The organism is Streptomyces sp. NPDC020490 (assembly GCF_044335305.1).
Classification (GTDB): domain Bacteria; phylum Actinomycetota; class Actinomycetes; order Streptomycetales; family Streptomycetaceae; genus Streptomyces.
On record NZ_JBIRUY010000014.1, the window covers coordinates 62,903 to 75,432 of the forward strand.

Genomic DNA, 12,530 nt, shown 5'->3' on the forward strand with positions numbered 1-12,530 from the left:
GTTCCCATGTCCCTTGCCGACATCCGCGCCGCGTTCCAGGCGGCGGTCCAGGCCCGCGCGCTCGGCGGTGACACGCCTGTGGGGCTGGGGGATCTGCTGGCGTCGCTCGGGGCGCCCGGCGGGCTTGCCGTAGAGGGCGGCGCGGTGGACAGCGACGACGTCAGCGCGTGGCTCACCGGGACCACCACGTACCTGGGCACCGCATGGGCGCTGACCCTGACCGGCACCCCCCAGGAGGGCACCGACCGCGCCCTGCTCGTGCTGGACCTCACCTACGCGGGGACACCGGCCCCCTGGACGTTCGGCGCGGCCTTCGGGGACGCGCTTCCCCCGAGCCGGCGGCCCGCCGACGCGAGCGGCGGCGGCGGGCTGATCCTGGGCGACAGTGTGCTCGCCCCGCTCATCCTCGAACAGCCCGCGGTGCACGCCACGAACGAGCCGGACGCACCGCCGCGGCTGTCGGGCACGCTGCCGCTGCGTGGCGGGGCGACGCCCGGCAGCGACCTCCTCGCCCCGTACGCCGACTTCCTCGGCGACCGGCTCTACGCCGACGGCACCGTGGAGTTCCGGCCCGCCGGACCGCCCGCGATCAACCTGCGGGCCCCCGCGCCGGGCGTCAGCCTGGAGATCGCGCGCCTGGCCGTCTCCGCCGTCGGCCTGATCCTGACGACCGAGTATCCGGACCCGGCGCCGTTGCCCGAGCAGGGCGCGCCGTGCTCGGCCGTGCTGCTCTTCGCCGACGTGGAGCTGCCGACCGTACCGGTCACCGTGGCCACCGTCAGCGGTCCGCTGCTGGCCGGCGACTACGTCTGGCCGCTGGAGGCCGACTTCTCCGTCCCCCTCGGCCTGGCGGGCGGCATCCAGGCGCTGCTCGCCATCACCGGCGGCGACCCGTCCGACTTCGCGCTGCCGCCCGGGATCACGCCGCTCGACGCGTTCGGGCTGAAGGAGGCCGCGTTCGGCATCGTGCCGGTCGGCCTCGGCGGCCCCGGCCTGTCGTACGTCATGGTCGACCTCCGGTCGAGCGAGCCGTGGGACCCGCCCGTGCCGTTCCTGACCATCGACGAGGTCGGTACGCGCTGGGCGTTCCACTTCGGCGGGGACGACGGCCCGCTCGTCACCGGCGCGGTGTACGGCACCATGCGGTTCGGGGAGAAGACCGTCTCGTCGACCGGGGCGATGGCGCCGTACGCCCGGCGCGCCGCGCGCGGGCTGCCGTCCCGGGCGGAGGTGTCCGACATCGTCGTCGCGGTCGAACTGGCCCTGCCCGACCTGGCCTTCTGGGCCGGTACCGAGGAACCGTTCGACGTCGCCGAGGCGTTCCGGGTGTTCTTCGGCGACACGGCGGTGGACTTCCCCCGACTCGTCGTCGAGTCGATGGAGTTCCTCGCCTCACTGACCCGCAAGGAACTCACCGCGGGCTTGAAGATCGGCGGACAGTGGGACATCTCCGCCGGGGCGGTCACCTTGTCCCTGACCGGTCTCGAACTCCAGGTCGAGGTCTCCCAGAACGCCATCGGCGGCGCACTCCAGGCATGGGGGCGGATCGCGCTGCCCGACCCGGCGGCCGAGCCGGTCCAGTTGCTGGTGCGGGCCGCGTATCCCGGCACCGGCGTGTGGGAGTTCGGGGCGATCATGCGCGGGTCCCTGGACCTGCCGCGTCTGGTCACCGCGCTGCTGAGGCTGCCGCGGCCGGCCTGGCTGGACGCGTTCGCCGTCGAACTGGCGGACCTCGGCGTGCTGTTCAGCACCGCGTCCGGCAACCCCTTCAGCGCCCACGGCACCCTGTCGGTCCGGATCGGCCAGGAACTGCTCGGGATCAGGGTGCAGTTGACCGTGGCGGTGGACGTCGAGCGGCGCCTGCCCGCCACGCCCGAGGACGACGCGCTGGCCGTCGCGCTGCGCGGCACCCCGCAGGTGGACGGCGACGCGCTGATCACCGGCAGCCTGTCCGGGACGTTCGCCGTCAACGGGTTCGGGGTCACCGCCGAGGTCTCGGTGACCGGTGCGGAACCCGACTTCACCTTCTCCATCGCCTACCGCGACGCCTCGCTGCGCGCGGTGACCACGAGGCTGACCGATCCCGACCGGCAGGTCCTCACCATCCGCCTCACCGGCACCCTCGGCGACCTGCTCACCTACCTGGTGGCACTGGTGAACCCCAACGCCACCTTCCGGCTCGACCCGCCCTGGGACTTCCTCGGCAGCATCGACCTCAGCGGGCTCTCCCTGATCATCGACCCGACCCAGCACGTCGTCTCCGTCAGCTACGACCTCCGACTCGACCTGGGCTTCGTCGCCATCGACTCCGTCGGCCTGCGCTACGACAACTCCTCGGGCACCCCCGCGGTCTCCATCACGCTCTCGGCGCGGATGCTCGGCGACACCACCGCCAAGCCGGTGTCCTGGGATCCGGTCAACCAGGCTCCGCCGCAGCCGCCCGGCCTGGGCGAGCGCCTGTTCTCCCTGCGCTACCTGGGGCTCGGCCAGCATGTGACGCCGAAGAACCTGCCCCCGCTCACCACGAGCATCCCGCGGATCGTGGACGCGCTGGTCGCGTCGATGCGCCCGGTGGACCCCGTGGCCGGACAGCCGCCGGTCGACCCCGTGGTGCTGGCGTTCGACCCGGCGAGCGGATGGCTGCTGGCGCTCGACGCGAAGGTGATGGACACCGTCGCCCTGCAACTGGCGATGCACGACCCCGACCTGTTCGGCATGCTGGTCACGCTGAGCGGTCCGCAGGCCGGCTCGCTGGCCGGGCTGAGCGTCGAACTGCTCTACCGCAAGGTCACCGACGGCATCGGCGTCTTCCACGCCCGCCTGGAGATCCCCTACTCGCTGCGGCAGTTGCAGTTCGAGCTGTTCTCGGTGACGCTCGGCGCCATCGCCGTGGACATCTACACCAACGGCAACTTCCGCGTGGATCTGGGCTTCCCCGCAGGCGGCGACTTCAGCGACTCGTTCGCCGTCGAGGCCGGTCCGTACATCGGGCGGGGCGGTCTCTACTTCGGCCTGCTCAGCGGCGCCACCTCCAGCCGCGTCCCGCAGATCACCAACGGCACCTTCAGCCCGGTGATCGAGCTGGGCATCGGCCTGTCCTTCGGCACCGGCCGCACCTACGAGCAGGGGCCGCTGCGGGCCGGGCTGTACCTGACCAACGTGCTGATCGTCGAGGGCGCGCTGGCCTGGTTCCACCCGGACGACGACGGCCGGGACACCGAGCTGTTCTACTGGTGCAAGGGCACCGTCGGCATCACCGGACGGCTCTACGGATCGGTCGACTTCAAGGTCATCGCCGTCGACATCGATCTGAGCATCACCGCGCTGGCCACCGTCGAGCTGGAGGCCTACCGCGCCGCGACCGTCTCCCTCAGTGTGTCGGTGCGGGCCTCCGCGAGAATCAGGATCCTCTTCGTCACGATCTCCTTCTCGTTCTCCCTCACCCTGTCGGCCTCCTTCACCCTCGGCGCCGACAGCACCCCGCCCTGGCGGGTCGCGCCGGGCACCGCCACCCGCAGCCTGAGCGCCGCCCGCCGCCTGACCTCCGGCGCCGTCCCGGGCCGGCGGGCGATCGGCGCGGGCCGGCGGGCGATCGGCGCGGGCCGGCGGGCAATCGGCTCGGGGCGGCCGGCGATCGGCGCGGTGGCGGCGCCGTACCGGCTCGTCTTCGATCCGGACGCCCGGGTCTTCCCCGGCGGCCGGGCCAGGACCGCGCACGCGATGCTCGTGCCCGCGTACACGATCGCCGACGTCCCGGTCGACTGGACGGGAACGGCGCAGCCGGCGAACCCGGCCCCCGGTTACCGCCTCGTCCTCACCCTGATCGTGGACGGCGCGGTCCCGGTCGGGGCGACCACCATCGCGGAGGCCCTGCGGCCGGACGTGTCGCGGAACGCGCTGGCCGACACACCGGCCGACACCTCGTTCAACACGCTCGCCGAGGCCGTGCTGCGCTGGTCCCTGCACGCGCTCGGCGTCGACGTCGCCGCCGACGGCGTGGTCGTCACCGCCGCGGAACTGTCCGAGCTGGTCGAGCAGTTGGCGCTGCCCGAGACGGCGGAGTCCGGGCTCACCTGGGCCAACATCGCCGGGTTCCTCACGGGCAACGTGAGCCTGGTCGTACACGGCACCCCGGCCGGCGGCCCGCCCCCGGACATCACCGGGGTGCCGTTCCCGATGCCGCCGGTGCTCGGCTGGACGGCGACCGGCCTGCCCGACCCGGACCACGACGGCGCCCGCGACTTCGCCGTGCACCGCATGGTCGACGCCGGCTACGAGGCCGAGGCGCTGGCGTACTTCGCCGACCTCGACCCGCGCCCCGCGTCCGACCGCCCCTCCCCCGAGGTCCGCCTGGCGGCGGCCGCCGCCGCGCCGGGCGAGTCGATGGCCACCTTCGTGCTGCGGGACTACGTCCGCCTGCTGGCCCGCGCCACCGCGCAGGCCGCCGCGGACCTGCTGGCGGCGTACCCGTACCAGGTCGGCCCAGGTGACTCGCTGGGGTCGGTCGCCCGCGGCTTCCCGACGGCCACCGTGACGCTCGACGCGGCACCGGGCGACGGGGTCGAGGAGGCGGCGTCCCGCCTGGGGGTCTCGGCGGCCGAACTGACCGCGCTCAACCCGGATCTGCCGGACAGCCTGGCCCCCCGGAGGGCTGCTCCGCTCGACGTCACGGTCGCCGTCACGCCCGCCGCGATCGCCCTGGCCAACCCGGAGTGGGCCGTCGCCGAGGGCGTGGACTACCGGCTGGGCCCGCTCCCGGTCGTCATCGGCGCCGGCCGGACGCTCGCCGGGCTGGCCGCGGACCACCGGGCGGACCTCGCCGCGCTGCTGGCGCACCTGCGCGATGCCGTGCCGCTGCTGCGCGCCGGGGCGGCGCTGGACCTGGCCGGAGCCACCGCCCGCCTCCCCGGGCTGACGGTGGACCAGGTCGACCAGGCCGCGGCGGCCCTGTACCTGCGGCTGCGGTACGCGCTGCCCCGGGACGTGCCGCTGGCGGACTGGTACCAGCAGGCGATCGTCCGGCTGAACGGTCCGCTGGCGCAGCCGCTGCCCGGCACGGTCCTGGTGCCCGACCACTACCAGGCGGACGACACGACGTCCGTCCCCGTCCCCTGGCCCACCCTGCCGGGCGACACGCTCCTCGATGTCGCCGCCCGCGCCGCGCTGGCGCAGAACCTGGTCCCCGGCTCGGAGTTCGAGCAGTGGCTCCAGGCGGTGCGGACGGCCAACCCCGGCGGCCAGGACGGCGTCCTGCTCCCCGACGGCGCCACCGCGGTCGTCCAGCCCGGTGACACCCTCGCCACGCTGGCCGGGCGCCTGCTGCTGGACCCGGCCGAGTTCGACGCGCGGATCGCCGCGGCCGACGTCCTGACCCCGCTGACCACGGTGGAGATCCCCGACGTGGGCGGCATCACCGGCGCCCACCAGACGCTGCTCGGGCTCGCCCAGGCCCACGGACTCGGCCTGGCCGACCTGGCCGGGCGCGTCGCGGAGGTCCCCGGCCTGCTCGCCCCGGACCCCGGCCGACCGCTGATCGTCCCCGACGTGCCCGCCGTCGGTCTTGACCACCTGCTCTCCGCCCTGCACGACGGTGCAGCCCTGACCGCCGTCAGCGGCCAGGTCGCCCGGTTCATGCTGCACGGGCTGCGCCTGCCCGAGCCGGTCCCCGACGAGGAGGGCGCCTACCACGCCACCGGACCGATGACCGGTCTCTACGAGCTGATCGGCCAGCAGGTCACCGGCCCGGTGCCCCCGCCGGAGCCGCCGGCCGACGCGCCACCGGAGCCGCCTGCGGTGACGTTCACCGTGGCCAAGAGCGCGCCCGCCGACTGGCTGGCCTTCGCCGACGCGGTCGTCGGCGACGGCGCGATCCTGCCGGCGGACGAGGCCGCGACCGCCGTCGTCTCCCTCACCGCGGACGACCTGCGCACCCACTACCCGGCCACCGGTCTGGCACCGGAGGTGATCTCGCCGCCCGCCGCGCTGCCCGCGTCCCGGCAGGTGGGCGTGCGGCATCCCGTGACCTGGATGACCGCCTGGCACACGACGGCGGACGTGCCGCTGCAGCCGGCCGCCACCGGCCCGCTGTCCCTGTGGCGGCTGCCCGCCGATCTCGTCGCGCGCGCCGGCTCCGATCCGGCCGCCGGCCCGTACGTGCTGGAGCAGACGGTTCCGCGGTCCGGCACGCACGCCACGTACACCGCACTCGTCTCCTACGCGTGGGCGACGCTGGTGCCGTTCGCCGTCCGGCGCGTTCCCGGCCTGCCCGGGACGGTGGAGGTGCTGGGCGCCGACACCGCCGACCGGCAGCTCCTCGCGCTGCTGCTGGAGCACCTGCACGCGCCCGCGACCGGGCAGCGGGCGGAACTCACCCTGGCCTGGCGGCTGCCACCGGCGCCCGGCCGGCCCGACGGGCTGACCTCCTCCCCGCTGAGCCCCACCTCGACGTTCCTCGCCCGCACCAACCTCTCGACCGTGACCCGCAGCGGCCCGGCCACCGCTCGGGCCGGCACCGTGCGGCACACGGCCGCCCTCGGTGACGCCGAGGGGTTCCTCACCCTGCTGTGGGAGTGCAGCGTGGTGGGCGGCGGCGGGTACTGGCTGCACCTGGCCGGCGACGTACCCGACGCGCTGTTCGACCAGGACGGGAACGCCGGGCTGTCGCTGATCGTGCGACTCTCCGCGCAGGACGCGCAGGACGCGTCACCGCCCGACCTGCATCTGCGGCCCTTCACCAATGTGGCCGTCGTCGGCGACGGCGTCGATCCGGCGACGGTGGCGCTGTCGGTGCGCTCGGACCCACCCGAACCGCGGTCGGCGGCCGGCGTCGATCCCGGCCGGATCGGTCTCACCGCGCGACTGGCCCGGCCGGACGACCAGGACACCACCCCGCAGGGGCAGTTGCGCCACCTGTACGGGCTGCTGGGCTACCAGGTCCTGCCCACGGCCGGCCTGCGCGGCAGCGGCGAGGGTCGGCCGGTCCCGCCACGCCCCGCCGACCCCGCCGACGCCTTCGGGCTCCCGGTGGCGACGGAGGACGCCGAGGCGGTGTGGGAGTTCACCCGGGCCGTCGACATCAGCCGTTTCGCCGCCTCCCGCGTCCGGTGGGTGCCGGGCGTGCCGCCGGCCGACGGCGACCCGTACGCCGGTGTCACCGCCGACGCCCCGGCGACGCTCGCGGTGTGGTTCGGGGACGTGTTCGGCAACCGGTCCGGCGACCCCTGCCCGGTGTCCGTGCCGGTGCGCTACACCGACCCGGTCCTCGGCGTCGGCGCGTGGCCGTCGACGACCACCCGGTATTCCGTGCAGAAGGCCGGTGACGGAGGGGCCGTCCTGGAGGTCGCCGTAGACCTGCAGGCCGTCGCCCATCAGCCCGGCCCCGCCGGCACCGGCGCGAGCGCGGCCGCGGCGGCGGCCGACGGCCGGGAGCGGTTCGCCACCGCCTACTGGCAGTTGGCGCAACCGGACGTCACCGCCCGGCTGTTCACCTCCCTGCAGCAGTCCCCCGGCTCCGACCCCGACCCGCTGCCGGCCGACGTCGAGGTGCTGCGCCGGTACCTCGCCGGGGCCGGTACGCTGCTCGGCTGCCTCGCCGCCGTCGGTTCCGCCGTCGCGACCGGTGCCGCGACTCCGGACGAGGTGTGCCTGCGGTACGGGACCGGCTTCGACGCGCTGGCGGCCGCCAACGCCGACACGCCGGTGGGCCGGCTCGTCGGCGGCGGCAGCGCGGCGGTGCCGGTGACCGCCGCCTTCCGGCACGGCGACACGGTCACGGCACTGTGCGCCGCGCTCCCCTCGCCGCCGGACCCGGTCGGTGTGCTGCTGGACGAGGACAACACCGTCCTGCCGCTGGCCCCCGGCACCGAACTGACCGTGCCGCCGCACGAGGAGACCGTGCCGGACGGCTCCCCGTCCGCGGCGGTGCTGGCGGCCGCCCTCGGCTGCTCCGTGGCCCGGCTGGTCACGGCCAACCTGACACGGCCGGGGCTGCTCACGCCCGGCTTCGTGTTCGAGGTCGACGGCCTCCAGGTGGCCGTCGCGACCGAGCCCCCGGCGAGCGAGGCGACCCTGGCCGGGGTCACCGGCGTCTTCCACGACAACGGCGTGCCGCTCGCCGCGGTGGAGATCGTGGCGCTCAACGCAGGCCGGCCGGGGATGTTCCGCACCGGCGCCTCCGTCGTCGTCGACGGCTACCTGGCCGTCAGCGGCGACACCCTGGCCGCCAACGGCGCCCACCGCACGCCGTCGGACCTGGCGCCGCTGAACACCGGCACACCCGATCTGTTCCCGCCCGGCACCCCGGTGTTCCTCACCACCGAGCCCACGCCCCTGCCGGCCGACGAGACGCTCGCCCGCTTCGCCGAGGCCCACGGCACCACGCCGGGCGCGCTGCTGCGGCACAACGGGTCCGCGCCGCTTCCGCCCGGCGCGGCGCCGGTCGTGCCCGGACGGTGGGCCTGGCCGGACGCGCCGGAGGAGCTGCGGGTGCCGTACACGGTGCGGGCGGACGACACCCTCGCCGCCCTCGCCGAGCGGTTCCCCGGCGCGGATCTGGTACGGGTCAACGCGGACGTGCCGGGAACGGTGGCGCCCGGGGTCACCGTCACCGTCGGCGACGCCTCGGTGACCACGACCGCGGCCGCCTCGTTCGACGAGGTCCGCGCGCTGTTCACGCCGCCGGTGTCGCTGGACGCGCTCGCCGCCGCGCTCGCCGAGGACCCCCATGTCCTGGCGCCCGGTGCGCTGCTGATCTGCCCGCCCGGCGTGGTGCCCGCCGCGTCGCCCGGGGAGACCGGCGTCACCCCGGAGGCCGCCGCGGACGCGTTCGGCGTCCCGGCGGCGGCACTGCTGGCCGCCAACGCGGGCACACCGGACCTGTTGCTGCCCGGCCGGCCGCTGCGCGCCGGTACGACCGGAGCGGACGGGAGCGACCCCGTCGAGGTCACCGCGCCGTCCGACACGCTGACCGCCGTGGTCGAACGCCTGCACCGCCGCGGCGTCATCACCGACCTCGGCACCGTCGCCGAAGCCAACGCCACGGCCCCGGTGCTACGCCCTGGCGCCCTGCTGCTCGTACCCCCGGCCACCGCCCGCCTGACCGCGCGGCTCGGTGCGGCGGGCTGGGCTTTCCCCGGGCCGGTCTTCCCGGTCACCGTGGCGGTCGAGGTCTCCCGCGACCCCGCCCTGGTCGACCCGGCGCTCGCCGAGTCGGCGACCCGGGCCCGGACCACCGTCCCGGCCTCCCGGACCGCCGACCCGGCGCAGGGCGGGGCCCGCGGGCCGGCGGCGTTCGCCGAGGATCTGCAGAGCGCCGTACCGCCGCTCCGACTGGCCACCGGCCAGGCATCGGGCACCGATGTGTGGGCGGTGGTGTTCGGCACGGGCGGCATCGGATCGGTGGCGGTCAGCGCACCCCTGCCGATCCGCGGGACCGTGCAGCCCCGCACCTTCGCCCTGCGGCCCCTGGCCACGACACTCGTCAGCCTGACGCGGGTGAGCACGCCGGTGTTCGACCCGGCGAGCGGAACGACTCCGACGCACGAGGAACGCGACTACCAGGGAGCCGACGCGGAGGTGTGGGCCCGCTCGTTCCTCTCCGACGTCGAGGACGTCCTGTCGCCCGCGTACGTGCGCGCGGCCCACGCGCTGGCCCCCGGCGCGCTGGACGGCCTGGTGGCCGTCAAGGAGCGACTGGCCGGGGCCGTCGCCGAGGGCCTCGCCCCCGTGCTCGACGTCCCCGGAGCCGAGGACACCGACGCGCGGACGGCGGCCGTGGAAACGCTGCGGCAGGAACTGCTGCGCTCGCTCACCCGCGGCTACGACACCGCCGCCGTCCTCCAGTACGACACCAGGGTGACCTCGGTCTGGCCGGACGCCTCCGCCCGGCTGACCGCCTCTCCCGTCCTCGGCGCAGGCGTGGACCCGTCGGGCCCGGGGTCGGTCACGCTGTCGGGCGGGAAGATCTCGCTCGCCGACTCCGGTGACCCCGGCGAGAGCCCCGGGCGGCTCAGCCTCCTGCTGTCCCTGCCCGACCCCGCCGAACACGCCGTCGTCGACCTCGCGCCGCACCTTCGGCTGCCGGAGATCGAGTTCGGCATCGCGCCCGGCGTCGACGGCTACGAGCGGTCGGACTGGCTCACCTTCCTCTCCCCGCCGGCCGACCACGACCCCGCTGGGATCAGCATCGATCTCGGCACACCGCGGGTCCCGATCCCGCTGCGCGGCTATCCGGCGATGCCGACCCTCCTCGACCACCAGGCACTCGTCCCCGTCTCCGCCGCCGGCCTCGCGGACGCGCTGCACTGGCAGTACCGGTGCGCGGTGCGGCACCACCCGGCCGAACAGGACACCATCGACCTCACGGTGGTCTTCAACCGGACGGCGACCGTGGCCCTCGCCGCGGCGGACGACGGGCTGTTCACCGCCCTGGCGCGCTACAGCGCCGTGTCGGCGCCCCTGCTGGGCCTGCTCACCGGCCTGCGGGACTGGCAGCCCTCGCCCGACGGCACTCCCTCCGACGAGGAGACGGTGCTGGCTGAGGCTCTCGGGACGCTCGCCGGGCTCGCGTCCGAGGTCGCCGGCGCCTGGCAGACCCACTGGAGCGGCCGGTACCGCGCCGGGGCGGCTTCCCGCACGACGGCCGAGGCGTCGCCGGCCACCGAGACGCACCGGTACGCGCTGCGCCTGACCGCCGAGGCGGGCTGGTACACGGGCCTGCGGCTCACCCGGCCGGCCGAACCCGGCCCGGCCGAGGTGGGCTGGCCCGACCTGGTCTGCGTGACCGGAGACGGCGAGCGCATCCCCCTGCGACGGGAGGCCGCGGGCGGAACGGACCCGGACACCGCCGACGGCGTGGCCGCCCGTACCTACGCGATCCCGGCGCGGAAGGTACCCGCTTCGGGGCCGATCACCCTGGAGTTGACGTTTCCCCGCGTGCACATCGCGAGGTACCAGAACGCCTCGGCCAGTGTCCGGGTCACGCGCAACGCCGGTCTCCTGGGCGAGGAGTGGCCCGGGACAGCGCCGGATTTCGTGTACCGCACCCCGGAGACGGGTTGTCCCGAGCCGGTCGTGCCCTACATCGACATCAGCGACACCGTGCCGATCGCCCCCTGGCCGGAGCAGCCGCTGGGCGCGCTGTTCGAGGCCCTCTTCGACGGCGACCCGGCCGGCCGGCCGATCGCCGTGGGCGCCCGCTACGCCTACACGCTCGTGCCCGGCGAGCCGCCGCTGACCGCGCTCCTGCCGGTCGTGCAGTCGACCCTGGGCACCTACGACGAGGCGGCGACGCCCACGGACCTGACCGCCGCGCTGGACGCCTGGCGGCTGCGCGAGCAGCCGGCCGAGGACGACGGCGCCTGGGCGTTCCGCATCACCCTGCACTCCTCCGTCGATCCTTCGCTGCAGCGCCCGCTCCTCCAGCTGCGCCACGTCTCGTCCTCCCTGGCTCCCCCGCCGTGACGGAGACGGAGGCGCCGTAGTGCGACCCGTTCGGCGCGGACCCGCGCCGAACGGGTACCGGCCGCGGGAACCCGGTGTCGGCCTCCGGTGCGCGGGTACGCGGAGCTGACCCCCGAAGATGTGGAGGGAGCCATGCAACGAGGCAGTGACCGGCTGAGCGTCCACCGCGACGACGAGATGAAGCACGAACTGCAGGGTCTGCTCAGGTCCGGGCGCCCCACCCGGACCGAGGAGTGGCAGGACCCCGAACCGACCGCCGACGACGACCCGGAGGTCGCGGGCGGGCCCGTGGTGCCCGGCGGCTCGACGGCCTCCCTGAGCGCCGTCCGTCTGGAGCTGGCCCGCCTCCTGGGCCGTCAGGTGTTCCCCGCGGACGCCCACAAGCTCGCCCGCGCGCTGCGCCGGGTGTACGCGCCGGAGACCGTGGTCGAGGCGGTGGAACGGCTGCCGCGCACCGCGCGGTTCACCACCGTCCAGCAGCTGGCCGAGGCCGTGGTCTCGAGCGGGCGCGAGGAGAACGCATAGGCACCCGGGCCGGGGGTACCGAGGGCGGCGTCGTGCAGGAGTCGGCCGCTCCACCCCGACGGCCGGGAAACGGAGGAAAGGGCCAGATGGCTGATTTCGTGAGGGAGGTCATGCGGCCGGGCGCGGTGGCTGTCCGGCCCGACGCCTCACTCGTCGAGGCGGCGCAGCTGATGCGCACGCAGGACATCGGTGACGTCCTGGTGGCCGACGGGCAGCGCGTGGTCGGTGTCCTCACCGACCGTGACATCACGGTGCGGGCGGTCGCCGACGGCGCCGACCCGCTGACGGTGAGCGCGCAGTCCGTGTGCACGCCGGACCCGGTGGTGGTCGGGCCGGACGATCCCGTGTCGGCGGCCGTCGCGCTGATGCGGGCGCATGCCGTGCGGCGGCTGCCGGTCGTCGAGGACGGGCTGCCGGTGGGCGTGATCAGCCTCGGCGACCTGGCCGAGGCCGAGGACCCCGGTTCGGCCCTCGCCGACATCAGCCGCGCCGAGCCGGACGGCCGGGGAACCGCCTGACGGGCACCTGACGGGCACGAGACCCGC

3 protein-coding genes are annotated in these 12,530 nt (G+C 75.3%); all 3 read left to right on the forward strand.

Translation table 11 applies throughout. The annotated features are described in order from the left end of the window. Positions 1–6 precede the first annotated feature (6 nt). Positions 7–11,460: a hypothetical protein gene (locus ACH4ZX_RS16895; protein WP_398272809.1), complete on the forward strand. Its 11,454-nt coding sequence runs from the start codon at positions 7–9 to the stop codon at positions 11,458–11,460. Between the two features lie 132 nt (positions 11,461–11,592). Continuing rightward, positions 11,593–11,985: a DUF2795 domain-containing protein gene (locus tag ACH4ZX_RS16900; RefSeq protein WP_398272811.1), complete on the forward strand. Its 393-nt coding sequence runs from the start codon at positions 11,593–11,595 to the stop codon at positions 11,983–11,985. Between the two features lie 86 nt (positions 11,986–12,071). Beyond that, positions 12,072–12,503, forward strand: a complete 432-nt coding sequence (locus tag ACH4ZX_RS16905; protein WP_398272812.1) for a CBS domain-containing protein — start codon at positions 12,072–12,074, stop codon at positions 12,501–12,503. Positions 12,504–12,530 lie beyond the last annotated feature (27 nt).

Coding starts and splice junctions, on each gene's coding strand:
- ACH4ZX_RS16895 (WP_398272809.1), top strand. CDS start 7: ATGTCCCTTGCCGACATCCGCGCCGCGTTCCAGGCGGCGGTCCAGGCC.
- ACH4ZX_RS16900 (WP_398272811.1), top strand. CDS start 11,593: ATGCAACGAGGCAGTGACCGGCTGAGCGTCCACCGCGACGACGAGATG.
- ACH4ZX_RS16905 (WP_398272812.1), top strand. CDS start 12,072: ATGGCTGATTTCGTGAGGGAGGTCATGCGGCCGGGCGCGGTGGCTGTC.